The following is a 25,402-nucleotide window of genomic DNA, read 5'->3' as shown; positions in this document are numbered from 1 at the left end:
GAGGAATCCGGTGCAACTCCGGGCGGACGCGCCACTGTACAGCCAGACCCTCACCACCCATCCCACACTCACGGGGCGCGACACCCCGGAAAGGAACACAACCGCCATGATTGCGCTGCTGTCCACCTCCGACACCGACCTCCTCTCCGCCAAAAACGCCAACACCGCAGACATGGTGGACTTCCGTTACGCCAACCCCACCCACATCTCCGACGCACTTCTCGACGAGATTATCGACGCCGCTGACATCATCATCGTCCGCCTCCTCGGCGGCAAGCGCGCTTGGGAAGACGGGCTCCGCCGCATCTTCGCCTCCGGCACACCCACCATCGTCGTATCCGGCGAACTCGCCGTTGATGCCGAGCTCACCGACATTTCGACCGTCCCCGCAGGCGTAGTCACCACTGCCCACACCTACCTCGCAGAAGGCGGCGCAACAAACCTCGAACACCTCTACCGTTTCCTGTCGGACACCATCCTGCTCACCGGCCACGGATTCGACGAACCCCACCACATGCCGCTCTGGGGACACCTCGAACGCCCCACCACAGAAACAACACCAGGCCAACCCCGCATCGCTGTCCTTTACTACCGCGCCCAGCACCTCGCCGGAAACACCGCCTACATCCACGCCCTGTGCGACGCCATTGACGCCCAAGGCGCACATGCCATCCCCATCTTCACGGCGTCGCTACGCCAAGCACCCACCGAACTCCTTGACGAACTCGCCACCATGGACGCCGCCATCACCACCGTCCTCGCAGCAGGCGGCACCAAACCAGCCACCGCCCAAGCAGGCGGCGACGACGAAGCCTGGGACGTCGCACAACTAGCAGCACTCGACATCCCCATCATCCAGGGACTCGCACTCACCAGCCCCCGCAGCGACTGGGCCGCCAACGACGACGGCCTCACCCCACTTGACGTGGCAACCCAAATCGCCGTCCCCGAATTCGACGGCCGCATCATCACCGTCCCCTTCTCCTTCAAAGAATACGACTCCGACGGACTCATCTCCTATGTCCCCGACCCCGAACGCTGCACCCGACTCGCAGGCATCGCCTACCACCACGCCCGACTCCGCCACCTCAACAACAGCGACAAAAAAATCGTCGTCATGCTCTCCGCATACCCCACCAAACACGCCCGCATCGGCAACGCAGTCGGACTAGACACCCCAGCATCCACGCTCAAAGTCCTCCACGCCCTGCACGACGCAGGCTACAACCTCGGCGACACCACCACCATCCCCGGCTACGACACCATGGACGGCGACGCCTTCATGCACGCCATCATTGACGCCGGCGGACACGACCCCGAATGGCTCACCGACGACGTCCTCGCCAACAACCCCCTCACACTCCCACGCGACGCCTACCTCACCTTCTTCAACACCCTGCCCACCAGCATCCAGGAAGAGATGACCACCCACTGGGGCGAAGCCCCCGGAACCCACTACACACACCCAGAAACCGGCGACATCTACATCGCAGGACTCCAATTCGGCAACATCGTCGTCATGGTCCAACCACCACGCGGCTTCGGCGATAACCCCGTCGGCATCTACCACGACCCCGACCTACCAGCCAACCACCACTACCTGGGCACCTACCACTGGATCCGCCACACCTTCAACGCCGATGCCATCATCCACATGGGCAAACACGGCAACATGGAATGGCTCCCCGGCAAAACCGCAGGACTCTCCGCCGAATGCTACCCAGACCAAGCAATCGGAGACCTCCCACTCATCTACCCCTTCCTCGTCAACGACCCCGGCGAAGGAACCCAAGCAAAACGACGCGCCCACGCCACCCTCATCGACCACATGATCCCACCCATGGCACGCGCAGAAACCTACGGCGACATCACCCGACTCGAACAACTCCTTGACGAGCACGCCAACATCGCCGCCATGGACCCCGCCAAACTTCCAGCCATTCGCCAAGAAATCTGGACCCTCCTCACCGCCGCCAAAATGGACCAAGACCTCGGCTGGGACGAACGACCCGACGAAGATGTCTTCGACGACATGCTCATGCACATCGACGGCTGGCTCTGCGAAATCAAAGACGTCGCCATCCGCGGCGGACTCCACACACTCGGCGAACAACCCACCAGCGAAACCCGCATCGACCTGGTCCTCGCCATGCTTCGCGCCCGCCAACTCTGGGGCGGTGAAACTGCCACCCCCGGCCTCCGCGAAGCACTCGGACTCTCCGAACAAGGCGACGAAACCCGCCACACCGTCGACACCATCGAACAACACGCCCGCACCCTCCTCACCAACCTCGACGCCAACAACTGGGACCCCACAACCATCCCCACCATCACCACCAACCTCCCCGACACCGCCAACCCCACAACCGTCGCACGCATCCTCCAGTTCGCAGCCGAAGAAATCATCCCACGTCTCGAACAAACTCCCCGCGAAATCACCCACATCCTCCACGCCCTCGACGGGGGATTCATCGAAGCCGGCCCCTCCGGCTCGCCCATGCGCGGACTCATCAACGTCCTACCCACCGGACGCAACTTCTACTCCGTCGACCCCAAATCCCTCCCATCCCGCCTCGCCTGGGAAACCGGCCAACTCCTCGCTGACTCACTCATCGAACGCTACCAAGCCGACCACGACGGCAACTACCCAACATCCGTCGGCATCTCCGCATGGGGCACCTCAGCCATGCGCACCTCCGGCGACGACATCGCCGAAGTCTTCGCACTTCTCGGTGTCCGCCCACTCTGGGACGAAGCATCGCGCCGGGTTATTGACCTTGAGGTGATCCCGTTGGAGGAACTAGGGCGACCTCGCATTGACGTAACGGTTCGCATCTCCGGCTTCTTCCGTGACGCATTTCCGCATGTACTGGGTCTGCTTGACGACGCCGTGCAGATGGTCGCCAACCTGGACGAACCGCTCGACCAGAACTATGTTCGCGCGCACGCGTTGGATGATGGCGCTGAGCACGTACGGCGTATCTTTGGCTCCAAGCCCGGCACCTACGGCGCGGGGCTATTGCAGCTCATTGAATCAGGCAACTGGCGTGATGACCATGACCTTGCAGCGGTCTACACCGCATGGGGCGGGTACGCCTACGGTCGTGGTCTTGACGGGGTAGAGGCTGCCGACGATATGCGCACCGCCTACAAGCGCATTCAGGTTGCAGCCAAAAATGTTGACTCCACTGAACATGACATCGCCGACTCTGATGATTACTTCCAGTTCCATGGGGGAATGGTTGCGACGGTGCGTGCCCTCACTGGTCAGGATCCTGATGCCTTTATCGGTGACTCCACGCGGCAGGAAACAGTAAAAACCCGCACACTGCATGAGGAATCTCGACGTGTGTTCCGCGCTAGGGTGGTCAACCCGCGCTGGATTGAGGCGATGCGCAAGCATGGCTACAAAGGCGCTTTTGAGATGAGCGCAACCGTTGATTACCTTTTTGGTTATGATGCCACGACGGGACTCATGGATGACTGGATGTATGAAACCCTTACCGACACTTATGTCGGTGACCCCGTAAACAGGGAGTTTTTTGAAAAGTCTAATCCGTGGGCGCTACGCGACATTTCTGAGCGCCTGATGGAGGCTGCGGAACGCGGTCTGTGGGAAAAACCATCTGACGAGTCGATGGAACTGCTGCGCAGCACGTACCTAGAGATGGAAGGGGAGTTGGAGGATCGCTAGTCGTCCTGACGCTTTCAAAGCGGCTGATAGATGCTGCCGTCCTTGTTCAAGAGGGCGTCAGCACCAAAGCCCACAGTGCAGAGTGAGCTTCCGCCTTTAAACACCAGAATGAGGCCGTCTTCAACGTCCCATTCACAGCTGCAGGCCACTTTGATGTAGACCTCGCCGCCAAAGGTTTCATCCCAGACAATCTGGAATTCGTTTCCTATCTGGACAAGATCCCACACCAACTCCGGCTGGCTCAAGCTGGGGAGATATTCACCCCAGCCCTCCTCTTGGCCAATGGTCCGCCAATCCTGGTACTGCTGGAACACATACGGCGTTGCGTGTGCAATGAAGTCAACACGGGGGGAGAGGAAGGCTGTGATGGCGGCCCCAATCCGATCAAGACCCGCGGCATCCAGGACGTTGCCAGCCATGTAGAAATGTCCTTCCAAGCCGCCGAAGCCTGGTACGACGACATCTGCGCTTGTATATTCGTCCCACACTTCTTCGAACGCGAAGTGCCCAACACCCGGGATGGATACCTCAGACATTTCCTGCATCTCCTTTCATTGACTAGGCGGCGACTCCGCCTACAGATGATGGAAACTCAACCACTAAAAATACTAGTTTTCGACGCATATAAAATGCTCGCAGATTATAAAACTTTCATCTTGGGATCGAACCCCCGTACCCCCGTTTCTATGAGTGAATTTTTCCTAGTTTTTTGCTGTAAAAAGACAATTATGTAACTTGGCGGAGGTGTAGGATTGGTGAACATGAAACTGAGCGCAGTGTTGGGCGACATTACCGAAGCCGACGTTGATGTGATCGTGAACGCCGCAAACACATCGCTGCTCGGCGGCGGAGGCGTTGATGGGGCCATCCACCAAAAAGCAGGGCCCGCGCTACTAGAAGAGTGCCGTGAAATCCGCGCTCGCCAGGGAGGATGCCCGGTCGGGGAAGCGGTGATCACCTCGGGAGCCAACCTTCCGGCACGCCACGTTGTACATACTGTTGGTCCAACGTGGGTAGATGGCTCACACGGCGAGGAGGCGGCATTGCGCTCGGCTTACCTTAATAGTCTTAAGCTAGCTGATAAGCATGGCGCGGAAACTATTGCTTTTCCCAATATATCAACAGGCGTATATCGTTTTCCTAAGGAATTAGCAGCTCACGTTGCACTATCCGCCACTAAAGAGTATCAAAGCAACACGATTAAAGAAGTTATCTTCGTCTGCTTTGATGAAAGCAACTTTCAACTCTATTCCGAACTTCTACGGTGACAAAGATTCTTAGGTGTTACCTATTCACTATTCGCCCAAAAGTTATTTAGTTTTTCACCTAATGATTCTGCCGCCTGCATAGGCAGCGAATCGTCACTCGCTATTGCCGCATAGACAGGCATTCTGAGACGCTCCGTTTCTTCCTTCGACAAACAGGCGAGGCGTTGGCAAAGCTGCGTTCCAATGGCTAGCTGAACGTAAACACAGGTTCCAGCACCGCGAGGGAACGAACATCCTCAGGGTATTCACGGGCGTACACAGTGGCTGTCGCACCCCCAAAAGAGTACCCAACAATGTGGGGACCATCTGGGGCCAACTGCGCCAAAACATCATGAATCCACACTGCCTGGTCCTCAAAACGCACAAGCGGGGCATTAAGATAAGGAGGCCTCACCCCTCTTCACTGAAAATGCTACCGTCCACGTTCGTATATGCTTCTGCCGCCGAACCAACTTTCACCAGTGTCGCACCATCCTGATAGACCATCATCATGCCGTGTTCGACATCCCACTCAACATCACATTCCACTGCGATCAGTACATGGTCATCTTCCCTGACCACAGTGCACCAGCTACCTACCTCATTGACCAAGCTCCACACCTCAGCCTCGGGAAGGTCGGGGAGGTACTGTTCCCAATCATATTTGTCTGCCATATCAAAATATAGTTTGTACAGCTGATACACGTAGGGTGTTGCTTGCGCTATGAGGTCAGTTGTGGAGGAACGAAGGGCATCAATAGCAGTGCGAATACGAGGCAATCCAGCTGTATCCACCAGTTCTTTTTCAAACCTGAATGTCGTACTACTGATACCCAGCTGCGGAACAGCAACCGGGTCACTCACATAAAGGTCATACTCAGTGTCGTAATCAAAGTTAATTGTGCCTGTCATGCAGGTATGTTATCAGTGCCACAGGTGAAGCGACGCGCGGAGTTGAGTATTGTGGGCACCGTGCCTGTATTGATTGCAATCCCATATTTCCTCATTGAAGCGTTGGCGTTTTGGGGCGTGGCGCAGTGGCTCGGTGTCGGCTGGGCACTCATCCTGTTGTTCCTTTTTTTCTTCGGTGGCCTATTCCTCGCCGCTACAGAGATGCGACGCATTGCGGTGCGAGCATCACAGGGTAAAACCACGCCTGGGACTCTCGCAGGCGATTATGGCTTGCTTGCGGCCGGCGCACTGTGCGTGGCGCTGCCAGGCTTTGTCACCACGATTCTTGGTTTGTTGCTGATCATTCCGCCAACTCGTTCGGTTGCTCGGCGGATACTGGCACGTAAGGTTCGCACGAGTATTGAGAATTTGGGCGCCCGCAGCTTCGACACGGTGAACCAGTTCCGCCAGCAGACGTCGTATGGGAGCTTTGTCTCAGACCAAGAACCGGAAGACAGACAACCAACGGACCAGGAAATTCAGCGGTGGAGCAATAACGTCCGCCCTGAAGATTTTGGAACGAATTCAAAAGATGCGTAAGCGAATCCTAGCGCTGCGGCTTGGCGTCGCAGCGCTTTCTGGTGTCAGTGTGTATCTGTCGTACGCGCCGATAGGGTGGTGGCCAGCAGCAATCGTGGGGATGGCGCTGTTTTATCTGTGCCTTGCTCCGCAGGTGTCGGTGCGTGTGGGTGCCCTATTGGGTTTTGTCCATGGGTTGAGTTTGTATCTGTTTCTTCTCCCGTGGATTGGGGAGTTCGTGGGCAACCTCCCATACGTCGCTCTCGCAGTCACTGAGGCACTGTACAGCATCGCAGTTGGCGCCGGTGGTGCTGTGTTGATGAAGCGCCGCATGCATTGGGCGTTTCCGCTGTGGTTTGTGTCCGTGGAATGGTTGCGCAGCACGTGGCCATTTGGGGGTTTCGCGTGGGGACGAATCGCATGGGGCCAGGTCGGCGGCCCACTCCAGTACCTCGCACCCTATGGAGGCCCAGCGTTAGTCAGCGTAGCGACGCTCGCGTGCGCCACCGGGCTTGCCCTCTGTCTCCTGCGTCCACGACTCCTAGGGGCGGCACTGTTGGTGGTACCGCTGGCGCTGGGCGGCGCGGCGTCGATAAGCAGAGGCGGTGGGGAAGTAGGGCAGGTAACAGTGGCGGCAATTCAAGGGAATGTGCCGCGGCTGGGGCTGGATTTTAACGAGCAGCGGCGAGCGGTGCTGAGTAACCATGTGAAGCAGACCGAGGCTCTGAACCAGCAGGTTGACTTAGTGGTGTGGCCCGAGAACGCGTCGGACGTGAACCCGTTTGCAGATGCTGGGGCGATGAGCATGATTAATCAGGCGGTGCAGTCGGCACATGCACCGATCCTGGTGGGGACGCTGACGCGAGATGACGTCGGACCACGTAACACCATGGTGGTGTTTGATCCAGAGACAGGGCAAGGGGAGTACCACCACAAAAAGTACCTTCAGCCCTTCGGGGAGTACATGCCCTACCGCAGCTTTTTCCGACTGTTTTCCTCCTACGTGGATATGGCGGGCAATTTCCAGCCCGGCGATGGCACTGGTGTAGTGCACATGAAGGGGATTCCTGTGGGCGTTTCCACCTGCTACGAGGTGGCTTTCGATGCAGCTGGGCGTGATGCAGTACATAATGGCGCGCAGATCCTGACGGTACCAACCAACAACGCAACCTTTGGTTTCACCGACATGACCTACCAGCAGCTCGCCATGAGTCGTATGCGCGCCCTGGAATTGGATAGGGCAGTGGTGATAGCGGCAACATCAGGAGTGTCAGCAATTGTGCTTCCCTCAGGTGAAGTCACCCAGAAAACCTCAATTTTTACCAACGGCACGCTGGTGGAAACCCTCCCGCTAAAGGATTCCAGCACTTTTGCTGCACGTGCGGGTAAGTATGTGGAGCATGTGTTGAGTATTATGGGGGTGTTGTTCCTCATCGCGGCATTGTGGAAACGCCGCTCAGCCCAAGGAGACTAGCTTTCTATGAGCAAGCCCAGCGACCGTACGTTGGTGATTATCCCCACGTATAACGAGCGGGATAATCTTCCGCTGATCACACAGCGCGTACGCTCAGCAGCGCCCGACGTGGACATTCTTATTGTTGACGACAACAGCCCAGACGGCACAGGCGATCTCGCTGACGACTTCGCCAGCAACGACGAGCAAATTTTTGTGCTGCATCGCGAAGGGAAAGGCGGTCTGTGCGGTGCCTACGTTGCGGGCTTCCAATGGGGTCTGGAGCGCGACTACCAGGTCCTGTGTGAAATGGATGCGGATGGTTCGCATGCGCCTGAGCAGCTTCACCTGCTTCTGGCTGAGGTGGATCGCGGCGCTGAGCTCGTGATTGGCTCCCGCTACATTCCCGGCGGCAAAGTGGTGAACTGGCCTAAGAAACGCTGGCTGCTGTCCAAGGGCGGCAACATTTACATCTCGGTGGCGCTGGGGGCCGGTCTGTCTGACATGACCGCAGGCTATCGCGCCTATCGACGCTCGCTCATTGAGGCGCTGGATCTCAACGAACTCTCCAACGCTGGATATATCTTCCAGGTCGACTTGGCGTGGCGAGCAGTTCGTGAAGGTTTCGATGTCCGCGAGGTGCCCATCACTTTCACCGAACGCGAAATCGGCGAATCCAAGCTCGATGGCAGCTTTGTCAAAGATTCCCTGCTAGAGGTCACCAAATGGGGTGCTGCACACCGCGGCGAGCAGCTACGGGAAATCTCCAAAGAAACCAAGAAACTGGTTGCGCACAGTGTGAAGAAGCTGCGCAAAAAGTACAACATCTAACAACAAGAAAAGCGCCCCATTGGGAGCGCTTTGTGCTGTTGCCTTACGCCTTGCTCTTCTCGGCGGCGGCATTCTTCTCCGCCTCTTCCTGCTGCTGCTTTAGCAGACGAGCGGCGTTCCTGCGGCGTTTGCGCAGTTGCTCAATGCGTTCTTCCAGCAACACGTCGAGCTCTTCAATGCTGCGGCGCTCCCGCAGCATATCCCAGTGGGTGCGTGGCGGCTTAGCTGGCTTGGCATCGATTCCCTCGCCCTCCATGAGGGTGCCCATTTGGCCGTTTTTGCACATCCACGTCCCGGGGATTTCCGCGTCGTCGGCGAAGGGAACCTCAAACACGTCGCCGACCTCGGTCCTGTACTTAACGATCTGGCGTGGTGCAAGATCATGATCACGGTCGGTTTCATAACTCACGGCGCCCATACGGCTGCCACGGAGTACACGATCTGCCATATTTATCCTTACGGTCTCTTCGTCTCACCCAGTGGGGTAGTCAAGTACACCACTATACCGGAAGTGAATTCACCGGGTCATGTCCGCTAGGGTTATGAGAGTGAGCGATCTTCGATCTTCCAAGAAAGAAGCCCAGTGCCAGTGGTGTGGTCGCCCCATGGATACCAACGCACGAGGCCGCACCAAAAAGTACTGTAGCCAATCCTGCAGGCAACGAGCCTACGAACAGCGCAACAATGTGTCTGGCACATCTATTCCTGCAAATGCTGTGATCATGAACCCAGAACGGGCCGCTGAGCTCAAAGATTCCTTGTTTGAGTTACGCTGCGCAGCTGAAGACATCGAAGTCGCCGCCACTGAAGGAGCATCAGCCGCCGAGTTAAGTGAGTTATGTCAGGAACTTGTGCGCCTTGCCCGGAGTATTGAACACTTGCGGTAACACGGTTCGATAATATTCACACTATGAAGAAGCCGTTTGTCGCCCTGACCGTTGTGGCCATCATCGTCTTAGCATTGGCGAGTGTTGGACCCATTGTGTATAAGGCGCTCACAGACCCAGGTATCAAAACTGGTGGGTTGCACACAGGCGACGCCAGTGCAGCAACAACCGATATCAATGGCACCTGGACGATTATCCCCAACGCAGGTGATAACACGACGTCCGTAGGCTACACCTTCCATGAGCTTTTGCCCGGTGAGTCCCGCTCAACATCTGGAACAACCCACGATGTTACAGGTGAGGTCACCGTTGACGGTGGGACATTAACCGCAGGAAACGTCACGGTTGACGTTAATGGCCTACAGACCGATGTGGAGAAACGTGACATTAACGTTCGGCGTACCATCCTGCACACGGACGATTACCCAACAGCAACATTTACCGTGAACACGCCAGTCGATATCACGGGCGTTCCCGACAATGGTGAACCCGGAACGGTGACGGTGACCGGCATGCTTAACCTGCATGGTATAGAGAAGGAAGTCACGGCCGAGTTTGACGTTCTCCGAACCGGCAATCGGCTTGTCATCGCCGGGACTGTGCCTATTAACCGCATAGACTTCGGCGTGGAGACGCCCGATTTTGTCGCCGCAAAGGTGGACGAAGACGGTGAGTTGAACATTCGACTAGCAATGGAAAAACATTGACCCGCCGTCAACAGCATTAACGTCATGGTGACATTTAACAACGTCAGGCATGCGTAAGCACTACATGACGTTATTGTCCGATAATGTACATTATGTCAGATTGGGCTTCCCCAGCGTTTCCGCCAGCCGCAACAACATGTCCTCATCGCGACCAGCTAGCTGCACGCTCAACGGCATGCCATCATTCCCAACCCCTACGGGCACTGCAATCGCCGGATGCCCCGTCACATTCCACAACGCCGTGAACGCAACATACGGCAGACTCGCCAGTTGCGCACGGATCGGTCCACACCCATCCAGGATCCCAGCCAACGGCGGCCGCGCCGCGACCGTCGGACTTACAATCACGTCATACTGATCCAGCAGCTTATCGACGTCGCGCGCATACCGCTCACCACGTTTGCGCGCCCAATCCACGGCCCGCCGTGACCCCACGAACTGTCCAATGCGCACCAGTTGCCGTGAGCGCTTTTCAATTTTTTCAGGTTGATCAAGCTGCTTAACTTCTGCTACTAATCCGCCAAGAAACTGCGGCATGAATGCATCTGTTGGCGTTGGCAATCGCAGGTCCGTATCTACTATTACCCCGTTCATACCTTTAGCCAACTGCTCAGCAGCCTGGAGCGCGGCGTCGGTAAGCTGGGCAGGAACCATCACTCCGGCAATTTTTGGGTTGACGTGCACAGCAATGCGCAGTTGTTTTGGCAGTGGAACAGCCGGGAACTGACCAATAACGCTGTAGATAAGCCGCAGGTCACGTGGTGATTTTGCCAGTGGACCTATGGCTCCCAAGTCCCACCATAGATGCTCAGCCGGTGCCGTGGAGACTCGGCCGCGACGCGGCTTCAATCCATAAAGACCGCAATGCGCTGCGGGTATGCGGATCGACCCGCCACCATCGCCGCCAATGGCCACCGGAATCATGCCGGCAGCAACAGCAGCAGCCGAACCGCCACTGGAACCACCCGGAGAAAATCGTAGGTCCAAAGGGTTACGCGTGACTCCCCCGTTCTGCGACTCCGTAAAAGGCCAGGTGCCAAACTCCGGCATCCGCGTTGTGCCAACAATAATCGCCCCTGCGCATCTCAGCGCAGCGACCACCGCCGAATCCTCCGTTGCAGGCGTGCTCATTGCCGCGGTACCGAACGCTGTGGGAATCCCGGCAATGGCGTTTTCCTCCTTGATAGCAATGGGTAGACCGTGAAGCGGACCCCGCTTTTCTGCAGGTGTTGCATCACATACCCGCGCTTGTTCCAACGCATTGCCAGCGAACACATGATGAAAGGCATTGATGTGCTTATCAGTTTGCTCAATTTTATCAAGACACGCACGCATCCCAGACTCGACGGAATTGCCCTGTGTAATACGCTTCAGCCAGTCAGTTGCATCAAGTGCATCAAGGTTTGACCACATAGATACGAGGTTAGCTGCACGTGCCTACCCACGCGTGCCATTGCGCACATGCTTCGTATGAACTAGCTTTAGAACCGCAAAACCCACAAGGTTCCACATAACCAAACACGACCCACCTCAGTACTATGTCTGAAACTCAACAAGCTTCCGTTGATGCCGCCACGCGACGCCGCATCATTACTGCATCGATGGTCGGCACGACCATCGAATTTTACGACTTCTACGTGTACGCCACCGCCGCTGTGGCCGTATTCCCCTACCTGTTCTTCCCAAAGAACAATGACCCCACCGTCGGTCTTCTTGCTTCCTTTGCGGCCTTCGGTCTCGCATTCGCGGCACGTCCCTTGGGTTCCATCATATTTGGGCATTTTGGCGACCGAATCGGACGCAAAGCCACACTAGTCGGCTCGCTCCTCACGATGGGCATCGCCACCTTCCTCATCGGCCTGCTTCCCACCTACGCGCAGGTAGGAATTGTCGCACCCGCTTTACTCGCTCTGATGCGCTTCTGCCAGGGTCTCGGCTTGGGCGGTGAATGGTCAGGCGCGGCCCTGCTTGCCACCGAAACCGCTAGTAAAGGCAAACGTGCTTGGGCTGCCATGTGGCCACAGCTTGGCGCTCCCCTGGGCTTCCTTGCCGCTAACGGCCTCTTCCTCATTTTGGTCACCTTCCTGGGCCACACCAATGGTGAAATCGAAGGCGCGTTCATGACGTGGGGCTGGCGTATACCTTTCCTTCTCAGCTCCGTGATGGTGATTGTCGGTCTTTATGTCCGCTTCCGGCTGGAAGAAACACCAGTGTTCAAAAAAGCTGTGGAGTCGGGCAAGAAAGCAAAAATGCCTCTAACCGAAGTGTTCCGCACTTCGTGGCGTCCGCTGATCCTCGGTACATTCATCATGGTTTCCTGCTACACGCTGTTCTACCTGGTAACCACCTGGGTGTTGTCCTACGGCATTGCCAAAAATGGCCTGGCAATCCCCTACCTGGATTTCCTGAAACTGCAGCTCATTTCTATTTTTGCGTTTATCATCAGCATCCCCTTGGCCGGCCGACTCGCCGATACCCGTGGACGCAAAAGCACCCTGATCGTCGTATCTCTCGTCATGATCGCCTTCGGCTTCACTTTCACCCATTTCCTCTCCCCTGGCAGTGCCTCAGAAAACAGCGTCTTGATCTTCCTCACCGTTGGCATGTTCATCATGGGCCTCATCTTCGGCCCCATGTCAGCGGTACTGCCGGAGCTTTTCCCCACCAACGTGCGATACACCGGATCTGGCATCAGCTACAACGTTGCCTCCATCCTGGGTGCAGCCATAGCACCATTCGTGGCTACTGCGTTGGTCAGCAAGTACGGCGTTGGGGCTGTGGGTATGTACCTGATTGTCGTGTCAGTGTTATCCCTTATCGCCATCATGGTGATGAAGGAAACCAAACACTTTGACATGACCGACATCTAGAAAATGAGCTACACATTTCCTCTATTAGGTTAACGTGCTATCAAAGCATCTTCATACTTTGGTTTGTTGATCCCCACACAACGTGTCTGCGATCTAACTGGTCGCGTATCATCGTTGTCGTAGTGCTCACCCTGTGAAGAAAAGTTGAGGGATCACATCCATGTTCGATGTCAATATGCTGCTCACATCATTTGGACTCATAGGGATTCTTGGCATCATCTTTATGGAAACTGGGTTGCTTATTGGCTTCATTTTTCCGGGCGATACCCTCTTGTTCACGGCGGGAATCATGGCGCACGCCAACCCACCGTTCACGCCTTTATGGACACTGCTCGTAGGAATTCCCATTGCCGCGGGGCTTGGCGATCAACTTGGATTCTTCATCGGACGCACCGCAGGCCCCCGGATGATGGACAGTCGTGCCATGCGCTGGATCGGTCCTGAAGCGGTGGATAAAACCAACCATTATTTTGATCGCTTCGGCGCAGCCACCGTGATGCTGGCACGTTTTGTTGGTGTCGTGCGGACGGTTACTCCCGTGGTGGCAGGCATTTCGCACATGCCGTACAAGAAGTTCACGCTGTATTCGGTCCTAGGTAGCACCCTGTGGGGTACTGGATTTCCACTCGTGGGGTACCTGCTAGGCGAGATTCCTTTTGTTCAGGACTTCATACACTGGTTCATTATCGCTGGTCTTGCAACCGTTTTCGTCCCCATGTCCATCAAAATACTGACGTTGATGTTCCGCCGCTGGCGAGCGAAACGGACAGCCGCGAAAACTGCTACCAAGCTCGCCCCTGAAGAACCTAGCGCCAGCCGCCCCGGTTCCGACTTGTCAGTGTAAGCTGCACACAGTCCAACGCACCCACATCACACAGCGCCTCCATGAGTGCCAAGTGATACTGCCACAATCGGCGATATACCTGATCAATTCCCGCCGCAGCGGCCTCCCGCATGTGGCTTTCAAACAACTCCCGCTGTAAATGAAGCGTCGCTTTATAGTGATTCTGCGTGTGATTTTCTGCGACCACCCGCAACGATGTCTCGCGATCAAACAGACGGTGAATATCTTCCATCGTCGGAAAATCCAACGCAGGCCAAATGTACGCTCGTGTCACGTCCATAATGTGCGGATCAAGCTCCGCGAACTTTTCCGTGGCCACCACGTTTTGCAGCGCCGCATAGCCCCCAGTGGTAAGTAAACGATCCAGAGTCAAGGCATATGCCTTGCGATAGTTCTTCCCCACCTTCTCCAAAGTCTCAATGCTCACAATGGCGTCATACCGGCCACGCCATTCCTGACGCGTCGGAATCGGCGTGGTGATGTGCTGCACCGTCACGGCAAACGCCGCATCCTCATCCTCCAGTCGACCACGCACAACCTCACAATGCTCGGCATCAGCCGACAGCGTATCGACGCTCGCGCCGCGCCGGGCCGCAGCCAGCGCCAACGTCCCACCACTTAGAGGAAACTCCAGCAAGTCAGTGCCTTCGGTGACCCGTGCGGCGTCGAGAAGTGCCTTCACCGCACGATCCTGTGCGGGCCGCAGATCCTGACGCTCCACCGCCACAGGTTTATCGATGTGCGTAATGTCCACAAAATGCGACGAAGGCTCATGACGACGCCCTGCACCTGACACGTGGCTTGTAACGGCGGTGCGTACAGTCGTTGGCACACCGGACGCAAAAATACCACCAAACGTCGAATACCCGTCAGTGGAAAACAGTTGCACCAGCTGTGCTGACAGCTCCTCACCCGAATAATCTGCGCGCGCAATGTGCGTTGGTGTTCCCCACCACCTACGGCGGGGGCTAAAGCCCGATTTAATCAGCTGCGCCAACACCCGAGGCAGATTCTCCGCATCCCACTCACCAGCCATGTAGCTTTCCGCAAGCCCCAGCCACCCCGACTCAGCGAGCCGATAAAACAGCTCATCATGATGCACTCGAATATCCGGGCCGCCATTGGACTGTGGATCAAGGTTCAACCCTGCCTTCTCGCAAGCGAGAGCAAAACGCGCCTCCACAATCTGAGCACGACGCTGAGCTACACGGCCTTCAGGAACATGTACCACCCCTGGCCACATGGAAGCGTCCACGTGCTGCAAATGGTCAGGGTACGCGGGATTCATGGTTTGGTAGGTCATTACTAACATTCTCTTAAGGGAAAAGTGCTGCTAAAGCCTGTTTCATCCTAACCACTCCCCACGCTATCAGTGAAGTAGCCCAGCTAAAACCACCCATAAAAGTGTGATAATCATGACAACGGGTTAGGATAGTCAAACGAAAGACCGATGCGGTACTAAGATTCCCTAGCTTTCAGGAGCACATACATGTCGGAGAAGCCCTTCCGTCCCGATGGCGGACGCACACACATCGTCATCATTGGCTCAGGATTTGGTGGCCTGTTCGCCGCACAAAAATTCAACAACACCGATGTTGATGTCACTATCATCGACCGCACCAACCACCATCTTTTCCAACCACTTCTCTACCAAGTAGCAACTGGACTGCTCTCCACTGGTGAAATCGCGCCATCCACACGACAAATTTTCAAAGACCAGGAAAACGTTCACGTGGTCAAAGGCGAAGTGACTGACATTAATATTGAGCAACAGATCGTGACCACCGAACTCGGCGCCATTATCCGCCGCTATGAGTACGACTACCTCATTGTCGCCGCAGGCGCCGGACAATCCTACTTCGGCAACGATCACTTCGCGGAATTCGCGCCAGGCATGAAAACCATTGACGACGCCCTAGAAATCCGCGCCCGCATCATCGGCGCTTTCGAGCGCGCAGAACTAGCCACCGACCCAGAGCAACGCGAACGCCTACTCACTTTTGTCATCGTCGGTGCCGGGCCAACTGGTGTGGAGCTCGCAGGACAGGTTGCCGAGATGGCACACCGTACGCTCCGCGATGAATACTCCAACTTCGACACCAACTCAGCGAAAGTCGTGCTTCTCGACGGCGCGCCCCAAGTACTTCCACCGTTCGGTAAACGTCTCGGGCGTAACGCACAGCGTCAGCTGGAAAAACTCGGTGTCACCGTCAAGCTGAATGCCATTGTCACTGACATCACCAAAGACTCGGTCACCTACAAGTCCACCCAGGACGATACGATAGAAACTATCCCCTGTTTTTGTAAAATCTGGTCCGCCGGCGTCGCCGCCTCCCCGCTGGGTAAACTCATTGCTGACCAAACCGGCGTAGAAATTGACCGCGCCGGACGCGTTATGGTTAACCCCGATCTTAGTGTTGGTGACCACAACAACGTCTTTGTCATCGGCGACATGATGAACTACAACAATCTCCCCGGCGTGGCGCAGGTAGCCATCCAGGGTGGCGAATACACTGCAGAAAACATCGTCGCAGAAGTCGACGGCCGAGACCCCAACGCCCGTGAGCCTTTTGAATACTTCGACAAAGGCTCCATGGCCACCGTGTCCCGCTATTCCGCAGTAGTGAAACTTGGAAAAGTGGAATTCACCGGCTTTATCGGTTGGGTGGCATGGTTGCTGGTACACATGATGTTCCTCGTTGGGTTCCGCAACCGTGCCACTGCGGCGGCATCCTGGGGACTCAATGTCTTATCCCGAAACCGCTGGCAGCTCACCACCACTCGCCAACAGCTTCATTCCCGGAACGCATTGCAAAAATTCGAGGAAGTGGTGGGTTCTTCAGGCGATACTCCTATTGAATTGCGCGATACTCGCCGCTTCGGGGGAAAATAGCTGGATTGCTTACCGCCTAGATTTTCCCTTATAGCGGGTGGTGGTCAGTTCCTCCATGCGAGGTACATCACCACCTTTATAGCGGTCCCAAGCATGGCGGAATAACGTATCGAGTGGCAGTAGCGGCGGACACCACGGAACCAAACTCCACGCTTTGTTTCCGTAACGTACCAGGTAATACTGGGCTTTCCACTCCTCCATTGGATAGTGTGGGGAACTTGCCTCCCACCATGGGCAGGGTAAAAACACCGAACGGCCAGCCCTTGTGCGTTTGCCGTGCACAACCAGCTGCTTTTCTAGAAGCTCTCCCCTGGCCGCGTCTAAATCCTTCTTTTTCCAGTTGTTCCATGTTCTGATGCTCACATCCGGGCAGTACGCAATGGCCAACAACTGAAGAAAATACATGGCCGCCAATTTTCCTAAGCCCAGGTGCTCACACACCTCATCCACAACATCTGATGCAGATAACGCCGGGTTAAGCGGACACCCACCACTGCTAACTTCACGCCGTAGGCCAGCAATCACCTCATCAAAATAGCCCTGGCGTAGTGCCCTGCGGGCGTCTGCGCTGTCCTCTGGACGCATTGGTGGGATGGTCTCAAGAGAACCTTGAAGCGGATATTGTGTTGTCATTCTCGAGTTATCCACGGGCTCAATTGTCTTCAGGATGTCGAGTTGATCTGCATAGAATCCACGTAAAGGGTCATTCAACGGCGCATGCGTCGCCCAATACAGCACTGCGCCCAAAAGTCGACCATAATCACAGCTATCAACTAGCATTTCGTCTGATAGTTTCTGGGCTGCTTGCATCACTACCCTGGGTATCTTTTCGTCCCACCGCGAGTACCAGCCAGTGAGCTGCACTAACGTATCGTCATCAAGCGGAACTACCGTTTGTGGCAGCTCAGCCGCGATACGTGCGATGGCATCATAGTTTCGGTCAAAAGCTGCCGCCAGTAGCAATTCAACATGCTCCAGATCCAGCTCGCGCAACTGAATAATTGCGTTGTCATAAACCTTGGCAGAGATGCGCAGCGATTTCTTCGCTGCCTCCAATCTGGGTTTATCTTCGGCATCAATGACTTGTTGCATAATGTCGTCGCCATGAAACCGTGAGCCTTGGTGAAGTGGGTGGAAGCCCCCGTTGAATAGCACCGTAGCTGCTGCTTCTGTTAAGGCGCAATTATCGCTGAGGGCGTGCACCATACGGTCAATATCACCAGGTTCAGGGAAGCTCAGTGCGCATTCAGCCATATGCTGCGACGTCAGACCTGGAACAATGCCATATTTCGCACCTAGGGCAGTAATGCCCACAACATCCGTATCGGTATAAGGCAGCTCTCCTTGGGCAAACACCCGGTAGCTTAGGCTGCTGTCCGTCCATTCGCCCCACTGGTACGGCTTAGGTTTACCCACGACAACAGCGTTAGGCAATACAAGCCCAGTATGCAATTGGGGAAGATCCGCACCCAACTTCGTCCAATTCAAGCTCACTTGATTCCACGTTTCAGCACCGATACCGGCGTTGGCCAACACGCTAAACATCGCAGCCACTTCTTGCCCCACTAGTGGGTTAGCCAGTGGTCCAGATGCCCACGCCACCAAAGATTTTTCATTACCAACAGAAAGCAACCATTTCCAAGTACCAGATATTTCCACTGGTACTTGGCGGACTAGCCTTACTAATTGCTCTGCTTCAACCCCAGCCTGATATTTGTGCGCATGCTCTAAAATCTTGTCAACTTGGGGACCATTAGATGTGTTGTGCGGAGTAACGTTATCCCGGATCATGCGCAAAATAGAGCGCAGTCGCTTCAACTTCTTATCAAGTTTTCGGACCTCTTCGACGCAGTGGTCAACGCTGGCGCATAGCTCTGGATCCTTTGTACCCAGAAAACGCGCAGCACTCATTTCACTATTGAGAAGCACTGCGGCGTGATACGGAGTGATAGTCCTAAGCCGCTGGCTTGCAGCCTCGTTCCTTACCTGGAGGTTGATCCATGCTGACCATGGAAGGTCATGAAGCCAGTGTTTTCCTTTGGTACCGTGAGTTTCTGCAAGTAACCCCTCATCGCCAGGAAGACCAGGCAGATACACGTTACCATCTGCGTCACGTAACCATGTCACACCACCGAATTGCACCAAACCTGGTGCATACGCACCACTGCGCACGATGTTTCCATCGCCTGTAATCACCATGTAGGGCAGATTCTTGTCGCGATCCCTAGCAAAAACGCTGAAAAACTCACCGTCGTGCACGGGTACAACATGCTGCCCTGCAGGTGCTGGGAGCATCACGCACTCCTCGCGCCGGATGCTCGGTGCCGTCACAGCATCGAACTGTGAAGGATAACTTTCGTCTTTGTCCTCGCCCGTGTGTGGATCCACCGAATAGATAGTGCAGTTTCCATGTTCATACTCCGAAAGCTGAAGACGCCACAGATCTCCCGATGTACTCCCGTATACGTTCCCCGCAGGATAAGGGGCTTTCGTTGCGTAGGCTGTAATAATGCCAGCACCAGTAAGCCGACCCGCTGGGCATAATAGTGAAGCTGTTGATGTGATGGTCCCCCACTGCCAGTTCTCTGGTTTTTCTACCATCATCGCTTGGCCATGTGACCATTCACCACTTACCGTCTCATCCTCGGCGTTCATGCAATAAAGAGCATCCCCAACATAACCTGCCCTTATAACGGAATCTCTATCAGGGTGGATGTACGTAGCCACCACTGACTCCCCCTCAACTGCAACAAGTGAATCCTCAATGAGCGCAACAACACCAGGATAAGATTCAAAAAACTTTATGGGTTTATCTTTTTTAAAGAAGCGTCGTTTCTGAAAATCAGCCATAGCTTTTTCCAGCGCAGGCCATGATAATTCCGTCAACACTCCTGCCTGTAAATTGCGAGCCAACATAGCCGCAAAATCATAATGAAGTGAATTTATCGCCTCGTCAAGAACCTCCCTTGATAGCTCAAGCTTGGCGAGCACATCCATATTCTCAACCATTTTTTTCGCCTGAGGCAGCAGGAAATCTCCGCCTTGGAATACCGCTAGATCACAACGGACAAGGTAATCTATCGCAGGCGCTAAACCCAATTCCCGCAGTCTGCCAACATCATGCTCGCGCACAAATTCACTTAGCGTAATTCCATGCAGCAAGCGTTCGCATATGTGAGGATTGCGGAAAATGACACCCATATCGAGAATATCATACGTTCCACGAAGGTAGCTCAAAAACTGACGATTTCCCGTACCGACAGGGTCGGTAAATTCCCATATTACACCCGCTTTTTCCAGCGATATAAGCAACGATAGGTGCAAGTTTGAGCACGCTACGCGCAATACATGACCATGCAATATTTCTTTATACTTCTCAACTACCCGCACCAGGTTTTCAGCCGAGTATCGATTACTCGACCTTATAGCATCACATAGCCATTCCAGCATTTCAGCTTCTGTTAACAGCTTAAACAAGCCCACCTTGTCAGCGGCCCCAGCCCATTCATCCCCAGATACACTGCTGGGGCACGTGGCAAATAGTCGTTTCAGCGATTCCCCAGAAAGATGCTTGGCCATCCCTTGATAAAATCCGAGTGGCGCTGTTCGCATCCCCCGAGTCCCCTCGATACTTTCTAGCACATCTTTGCATACATCGGCTGGATCTATCTCCGCAGCCTTGCCCATCTTTATAAGATCGCGCGCCATAGAAGAGTAAGGAGGCATTCCAGCTCTACATCGCTGAGCATTCAGGTGAAGCACGTACCGGTATGCCTCAGTAGCATCACCGAACATAGCGACACAATCCGCAGATTCCCGCGTCATGTCTTTGGCACTGACGCACCCACGTCGCGCAAATTCTTCCATGACACGACGATGGCGTGCAGTGTCACCATCCGTGCCATAAGTACGGTCAATCTCCCTTGCTTTTCCAAAGAACTGAACCGCATATTTACTATTTCCAGCATTATCGAAAATGCGCGCTATTTCCTCCAGTAGAGGTGGGACAAAATGCGGAACGGACACAAGAAGTGTCTTCACCAAGGCATCAATACGCTGTTTTACCTTGTTGGGTTGAGTGGCCACCATGCGTCTAGCCCATTCAACGTCACTTACAAGGTTGAGTGCATGGTGTGCATTATCAGGGTCAATAATGATGGGCCATTCTGGAAAACCCTCGGCACGCGGTGGCGCCATTCCCACGTTATAGCTGTCGCAAATTTCTAGTCCAAGATATTTCTGAACGAAAGAATTTGCCTCCACAAGTGGTTCTTGCACGAGACGAACAACAACACGCTCCCCCATGATCGAACTAATGGATTCCTGTGCTGTAACAGGAACCATACTGTCATCAGCATGCTTTACAGGAAAAATATGTGATGCCACACTCATTATTACCTACCGTTATGCCAACGTTGTGAATATGCAGTTTTTCTGTCTTCCACTCCCCAAAACCAGGCATTAGCCATAGCGAACACCCTTTCATGAATATTTTTTCATCAGCATACTACCTTGCGATAATAGCAAAATTGCGACTAGGGGATCGTTTCCGCTAACCTCCCCCCTTGATGCGACCTTTTAAACAGGAAATTTATCCTGCATAGCGCCGGAACTGGAGGTAGACAAAGGTTTTATTTTCACCCCCACTACCCGGCAGACAGAGATTAGAGTACCAACAGATTACTTGGGCACAATCGCGGGCAACGCTCTGCATCTCCTACGAAAATGCACGACACTTCAAGGCAGGGCGAGTAACCTAGTCCCCTATGACTCACCCCCGCCCACTCGCTTTGTCACCGTCGCGCGCTGGTGATTACCAGCAATGCCCCCTGTTGTACCGCTTCCGCGCTATTGACCGTCTCCCCGAACCCAAAACCGTGGCACAGGTTAAGGGAACCCTCGTACATGCGGTTTTGGAGGAAATGCATAAGCTTCCTCGCCAGGACCGCCTCTACCCTGCTGCCGTGAAGCGTCTGAAACCTAACTGGACAACGATGTGCCAGGCAGACCCAGAACTCACTGACCTGGTTTCCGACGCCGATCTCTACGACTTCCTCGTCGAGTGCCGCGCCCTTCTCCGGGGCTACTTCGAGATGGAAAACCCTCAAGGTTTCGATGCCCACGAATGCGAGATGTACGTCGATACCGTCCTGCCTAATGGCGTTCCCGTCCGCGGCTTCATTGACCGCGTGGACATCGCCCCCACCGGTCAGGTTCGCGTCGTCGACTACAAAACCGGAAAGAAGCCCAAACCTCAATGGAGTCAGCAGGCTCAGTTTCAGATGCGCTTTTACGCCCTAGTGTACTGGCGGCTTTTCGACGTCGTGCCCACCCAACTGCGTCTCATGTACCTCAAGGTCATCGACTCCATGTTCCTCACCCCCTCCACCGAGGAGCTGGAGTTTTTTGAACGCGACCTCGGCGACCTGTGGGCCAAAATTGAGGGCGATGGCCGCGCCGGAACATTCCGCCCCAAAACCTCCAAACTATGTGGGTGGTGCCCGCATCAGGCACTATGCCCAGCTTTTGGTGGTACTCCGCCAGACTATCCGGGATGGCCTGGGAGCACCGCCGACTAACTACCAGAATGGGATCGGGGCATGGTCCTCTTCGATGTGAAGGAATTCCCGTAGTCCTGGAATGGTAAAGGCGACGACCCCATGGGACACCGGAACAACAATGTGGCGAGCGATGAGGCGGCGTCGATACTGGGCAACTGTATCCGCCGATCGGTCGATACGGGCAGCGATGTCACTGACTTTACTGGGACCGGGATCCTCCGCCATTGCCTTGACAAAAGCCAAATCAAGGCCCGACAGTTCCGCCACCAAAGGCTTAAGCACCAACGTATTGAGGTCTTTCAGTGCTCGCTGGGTTCCATGCTCGACGGCCTGGTCATCGATAACCGTGGGGTTTTTCGCTGCCAACCATGAATGGTGACCAATCAGCTGAATCATAAACGGGTATCCCCGAGTTGCCTCTAGTGCGCGATTCAAGGCGGTTTCGTCCCAGTGCCACCCGTTTTCCTCTACAGGTTCCACCAGGCCCCGGCGCGCTTCTTCTCTGGTGACTGCGCCTAGTTCGCGGTGGTCAGCGCGGCGGATGAAGGTGATTCCGCGGTGTTTGAGGAGAGCGTTTACTTCGTCGGGTAGTCCGGCGAGGGCGAGTGCGATGTCGCGGTTTTCTCGGAAGATGTGTTGTACTGCGGCGGCGAGTTCTGCGAGTTCGGCGGTTGTGCCTCGGCCTATTTCGTCGACGGTGATGAGTAGTCCGACGTGGTGTTCTTGTAGGTGGTTGAGGGCTTGGGTGAGTTGTGTGCGTAGTCCTGGGACGATGGGGTGTCGTTCGTGGACGGTGCCGGTGAATCCTCCGAGGCCGGCTGGGCCGGTGACTCCGGTGACTCGTCGGACGGTGGAGCGTGGGTCGACCATTTGTAGGAGTGCTGGTAGGTGTTCGTTGACGAGTCGGTTGACTAGCCCGGGTAGTGCTGTTTCGGTGATGACGGCCCATCCTTGTTCGCGTGCGGCGTCTTCGACTTCGTTGAGGAGTACTGTTTTGCCGACGCCTCTGGTGCCTGAGAGGAGTAGTGCCCTGCTGGGTGAGCCGGGTCCGCTGCGTAATGCGAGGGTGAATGATTCGACGATATCGGTTCGTCCGACGGGGACGCTGGGTGAGGATCCGAAGGTTGGTGTGAACGGGCTCGTCTGGTTCATGATGCTCAGTTTACTCAGTTTTGTCAGCTAACTATGTTATTTTTGAACGCCCAGATGACGAGTTGCACGCGGTTTTCTGCGCCGGTTTTGGACATGGCTGAAGATAGGTGTGTTTTGACGGTGGAGGGTTCGAGGTAGAGTTCGCTGGCGATATCGTTGTTGCTGAGTCCGCGGCAGAGTTGTACGACGCAGTCGAGTTCGCGTGGGGTGAGGGTGCTGGTGTCTGGTGTGATGGTCATTTTTCGGCGGGTGAATTCTGTGATGACGCGTCGGGTGAGGGCGGCGTCGACAAGCCCTTCGCCGAGTGCGGCGCGTTGGACGCCTTCAACGAGTGCGTCCATGGGGCTGTCTTTGAGGAGGATTCCGCAGGCTCCGGCTTCGAGTGCGCCGAAGACGTATTCATCAAGGTCGAAGGTGGTGATGACAATGACGGCTGGGGTCGGATCGAGTTGTTGGATGAGTCGGGTTGCTTCGAGTCCATCGCCGTCGGGCATACGGATATCCATGCAAATGACGTCGGGCTGTAATCGTTGTGCTTCGGCGACGGCTTGTTTTCCTGTGCTGACTTCGCCGACGATGGTGATGCTGCCGGAGGCTTGGAGGATGGTTGCTAGTCCTGCACGGATGAGTGGTTCGTCATCGGCGAGGAGTACGCGGATCATGTCCATGTGAGTGTGACTTCCCATCCTTGTGTGTTGGGTTGGTTTGTGAGTGTTGCGCCGCAGTTGTCGGCGCGTTCTTGCATGCCGATGCTGCCGCGTCCGGGGGTGCTGCTGGGTTGGAAGTGTCCGTGGGTTTGTATGGCGAGTCCGTGGTTATCCATGTGGATGGTGACGGGCGCGCCGGGTGCGTGTTTGCGTGCGTTGGTGAGTGCTTCTTGGATGGTGCGGTAGGCGCATTGTTGTTCTGGGGTGGTGAGGGTGTCGCGGAGGCCGGGGCCGGTGACGTGGATGTTCATGCCTAGTTGTTGGCATTCGGTGATGAGGTCGGGGATGGTGGCGAGGGTGGGTTGGGGTGTTCGGTTGGTTTCGGCTTCGGTGGGTGTGCGTAGGTGGTTGACGGTGGCGCGGACATCGGCTAGTGCTTTGGAGATGCTGGTGGAGATGCCTTCGAGTTGTTGTTCGGCGGCGTGGGGGTTGGCGTGGAGGACGGCGCGGGCAGCAGTGGTTTGGATGGCTATGCTGCTGAGGTGGTGTGCGGTGGTGTCGTGGAGTTCGCGGGCGATGCGGGTGCGTTCGTTGGCGAGGAGTGTTTGGCGTTTTGCCTCAGCAAGGCGGTGGTCGCTGAGGACGATATAGCCGGAGATGATGCCGATGACAAACATGGCTATACTACTGAATGCGCCTATGAGGATGCGGACGAGTGGGACGAGTGGTGCGTCGATTCCTTCGATGGCGATGGGGATGTAGATGTAGGCGATCGTGCTGGTGATGGTGTATACAACGCTTTGGGCGGCAAGTTGTTTGTAGGGGGTGAGTGTGTAGCGTATGGCTGCGTAGGCGAGCACTGCTATGCAGCTGGGGCCGCTGCTTGCAGGCTGGGGGCCACCCACTATCAGAACGATGAACCTGATCAGTTCTAGGATGATGCAGATCCACAGCATTCTTACCGGTTGGGTACGGCGCCTGAGTACGGTGGCTGATTCGATGGTGTAAATGATGCCGAGGGCGATTGCGACCCATAGTGCTGCGGGTGCGTTGAAGGGTGGATCACCTGCTTTTGCGTAGAGCGCTGCGATGTGTATCACCCCGGGGATAAGGATGATGCCCGCAATGAACCTGTCTGTGGCCATG

At 55.5% G+C, this 25,402-nt stretch carries 21 protein-coding genes; 11 read left to right on the top strand and 10 right to left on the bottom strand.

All coding sequences use genetic code 11. The features are described 5' to 3' along the window. Nucleotides 1-106: 106 nt before the first annotated feature. Nucleotides 107-3,694 (top strand): cobaltochelatase subunit CobN, encoded by a 3,588-nt coding sequence (cobN, locus tag CDUR_RS06635; RefSeq protein ID WP_179419057.1) that lies wholly within the window; start codon nucleotides 107-109, stop codon nucleotides 3,692-3,694. Nucleotides 3,695-3,708: 14 nt separating this feature from the next. Here the strand turns inward: cobN and CDUR_RS06630 are convergent, their stop codons facing one another. Continuing rightward, a complete protein-coding gene (locus tag CDUR_RS06630; RefSeq protein WP_051033959.1) occupies nucleotides 3,709-4,230 on the bottom strand; it encodes a DUF6985 domain-containing protein in 522 nt (173 codons plus the stop codon). A 225-nt stretch (nucleotides 4,231-4,455) separates the two neighbouring features. Between CDUR_RS06630 and CDUR_RS06625 the strand changes: the two genes are divergently transcribed. Beyond that, on the top strand, nucleotides 4,456-4,962 hold the full coding sequence (locus CDUR_RS06625) for an O-acetyl-ADP-ribose deacetylase (RefSeq protein ID WP_179417602.1): 507 nt from the start codon (nucleotides 4,456-4,458) through the stop codon (nucleotides 4,960-4,962). Between the two features lie 187 nt (nucleotides 4,963-5,149). Here the strand turns inward: CDUR_RS06625 and CDUR_RS06620 are convergent, their stop codons facing one another. Both CDUR_RS06620 and CDUR_RS06615 read right to left on the bottom strand, forming a co-directional pair. After that, nucleotides 5,150-5,326: an alpha/beta fold hydrolase gene (locus CDUR_RS06620; protein ID WP_290206919.1), complete on the bottom strand. Its 177-nt coding sequence runs from the start codon at nucleotides 5,324-5,326 to the stop codon at nucleotides 5,150-5,152. Between the two features lie 26 nt (nucleotides 5,327-5,352). Then, entirely contained in the window at nucleotides 5,353-5,853 is a 501-nt protein-coding gene (locus CDUR_RS06615) for a DUF6985 domain-containing protein (protein WP_179417601.1), read from the bottom strand. A 60-nt stretch (nucleotides 5,854-5,913) separates the two neighbouring features. Here CDUR_RS06615 and CDUR_RS06610 point away from each other — a divergent pair, with 60 nt between their 5' ends. From CDUR_RS06610 to CDUR_RS06600, 3 genes are read left to right on the top strand one after another with little or no spacing between them, the layout of a single operon-like run. Next, nucleotides 5,914-6,432, top strand: a complete 519-nt coding sequence (locus tag CDUR_RS06610; protein ID WP_179417600.1) for an FxsA family protein — start codon at nucleotides 5,914-5,916, stop codon at nucleotides 6,430-6,432. Beyond that, on the top strand, nucleotides 6,425-7,885 hold the full coding sequence (gene lnt / locus CDUR_RS06605; protein ID WP_179417599.1) for an apolipoprotein N-acyltransferase: 1,461 nt from the start codon (nucleotides 6,425-6,427) through the stop codon (nucleotides 7,883-7,885). The genes CDUR_RS06610 and lnt overlap by 8 nt, the downstream gene beginning before the upstream one ends. Before the next feature lie 6 nt (nucleotides 7,886-7,891). Continuing rightward, nucleotides 7,892-8,695 (top strand): polyprenol monophosphomannose synthase, encoded by an 804-nt coding sequence (locus CDUR_RS06600; RefSeq protein WP_179417598.1) that lies wholly within the window; start codon nucleotides 7,892-7,894, stop codon nucleotides 8,693-8,695. A 43-nt stretch (nucleotides 8,696-8,738) separates the two neighbouring features. On the opposite strand, the gene CDUR_RS06595 is transcribed toward CDUR_RS06600, so the two are convergent. After that, nucleotides 8,739-9,143 (bottom strand): RNA polymerase-binding protein RbpA, encoded by a 405-nt coding sequence (locus tag CDUR_RS06595; RefSeq protein WP_040359904.1) that lies wholly within the window; start codon nucleotides 9,141-9,143, stop codon nucleotides 8,739-8,741. 94 nt (nucleotides 9,144-9,237) lie between these two features. On the opposite strand from CDUR_RS06595, the gene CDUR_RS06590 reads away from it, so the two are divergent. Next, nucleotides 9,238-9,582 (top strand): hypothetical protein, encoded by a 345-nt coding sequence (locus CDUR_RS06590; protein ID WP_179419056.1) that lies wholly within the window; start codon nucleotides 9,238-9,240, stop codon nucleotides 9,580-9,582. Between the two features lie 23 nt (nucleotides 9,583-9,605). Then, on the top strand, nucleotides 9,606-10,289 hold the full coding sequence (locus CDUR_RS06585; protein WP_179417597.1) for a YceI family protein: 684 nt from the start codon (nucleotides 9,606-9,608) through the stop codon (nucleotides 10,287-10,289). A gap of 90 nt (nucleotides 10,290-10,379) precedes the next feature. Here CDUR_RS06585 and CDUR_RS06580 read toward each other — a convergent pair whose 3' ends face one another. Further along, nucleotides 10,380-11,702 carry an amidase family protein gene (locus CDUR_RS06580; protein WP_179417596.1) on the bottom strand — a complete coding sequence of 441 codons (1,323 nt, stop codon included), beginning with the start codon at nucleotides 11,700-11,702 and terminating at the stop codon, nucleotides 10,380-10,382. 125 nt (nucleotides 11,703-11,827) lie between these two features. Between CDUR_RS06580 and CDUR_RS06575 the strand changes: the two genes are divergently transcribed. Together CDUR_RS06575 and CDUR_RS06570 are read left to right on the top strand one after the other, a co-directional pair. Beyond that, nucleotides 11,828-13,159, top strand: coding sequence for an MFS transporter (locus CDUR_RS06575; RefSeq protein ID WP_179417595.1), 1,332 nt, complete (start codon nucleotides 11,828-11,830; stop codon nucleotides 13,157-13,159). Nucleotides 13,160-13,319: 160 nt separating this feature from the next. Further along, nucleotides 13,320-14,003 carry a DedA family protein gene (locus CDUR_RS06570; RefSeq protein WP_006063392.1) on the top strand — a complete coding sequence of 228 codons (684 nt, stop codon included), beginning with the start codon at nucleotides 13,320-13,322 and terminating at the stop codon, nucleotides 14,001-14,003. Here CDUR_RS06570 and CDUR_RS06565 read toward each other — a convergent pair. After that, a complete protein-coding gene (locus CDUR_RS06565; protein ID WP_179417594.1) occupies nucleotides 13,966-15,315 on the bottom strand; it encodes a class I SAM-dependent methyltransferase in 1,350 nt (449 codons plus the stop codon). The two genes, CDUR_RS06570 and CDUR_RS06565, sit on opposite strands and share 38 nt — an antisense overlap. Nucleotides 15,316-15,492: 177 nt before the next feature. On the opposite strand from CDUR_RS06565, the gene CDUR_RS06560 reads away from it, so the two are divergent. After that, nucleotides 15,493-16,896, top strand: a complete 1,404-nt coding sequence (locus CDUR_RS06560; RefSeq protein ID WP_179417593.1) for an NAD(P)/FAD-dependent oxidoreductase — start codon at nucleotides 15,493-15,495, stop codon at nucleotides 16,894-16,896. A 9-nt stretch (nucleotides 16,897-16,905) separates the two neighbouring features. Here the strand turns inward: CDUR_RS06560 and CDUR_RS06555 are convergent, their stop codons facing one another. Further along, nucleotides 16,906-21,282 (bottom strand): hypothetical protein, encoded by a 4,377-nt coding sequence (locus CDUR_RS06555; protein WP_179417592.1) that lies wholly within the window; start codon nucleotides 21,280-21,282, stop codon nucleotides 16,906-16,908. 380 nt (nucleotides 21,283-21,662) lie between these two features. Here CDUR_RS06555 and CDUR_RS06550 point away from each other — a divergent pair, with 380 nt between their 5' ends. After that, nucleotides 21,663-22,475 carry a RecB family exonuclease gene (locus CDUR_RS06550; protein WP_179417591.1) on the top strand — a complete coding sequence of 271 codons (813 nt, stop codon included), beginning with the start codon at nucleotides 21,663-21,665 and terminating at the stop codon, nucleotides 22,473-22,475. Here the strand turns inward: CDUR_RS06550 and CDUR_RS06545 are convergent, their stop codons facing one another. Genes CDUR_RS06545 through CDUR_RS06535 form a run of 3 tightly spaced genes read right to left on the bottom strand, consistent with a single transcriptional unit; the run spans nucleotide 22,476 to nucleotide 25,401 of the window. After that, nucleotides 22,476-23,609 (bottom strand): ATP-binding protein, encoded by a 1,134-nt coding sequence (locus tag CDUR_RS06545; RefSeq protein WP_179417590.1) that lies wholly within the window; start codon nucleotides 23,607-23,609, stop codon nucleotides 22,476-22,478. Between the two features lie 23 nt (nucleotides 23,610-23,632). Beyond that, on the bottom strand, nucleotides 23,633-24,271 hold the full coding sequence (locus tag CDUR_RS06540; protein WP_179417589.1) for a response regulator transcription factor: 639 nt from the start codon (nucleotides 24,269-24,271) through the stop codon (nucleotides 23,633-23,635). Then, the gene (locus CDUR_RS06535; protein ID WP_179417588.1) at nucleotides 24,268-25,401 is read right to left on the bottom strand and encodes a sensor histidine kinase; all 1,134 of its coding nucleotides are present in this window, start codon (nucleotides 25,399-25,401) and stop codon (nucleotides 24,268-24,270) included. Before CDUR_RS06535 ends, CDUR_RS06540 begins: the two co-directional genes overlap by 4 nt. Nucleotide 25,402 lies beyond the last annotated feature (1 nt).

Source organism: Corynebacterium durum (genome assembly GCF_030408675.1).
Lineage (GTDB): Bacteria > Actinomycetota > Actinomycetes > Mycobacteriales > Mycobacteriaceae > Corynebacterium > Corynebacterium durum.
Note: the sequence above shows the minus strand (reverse complement) of the source record. Positions and strands in the feature narration are given on the sequence as shown.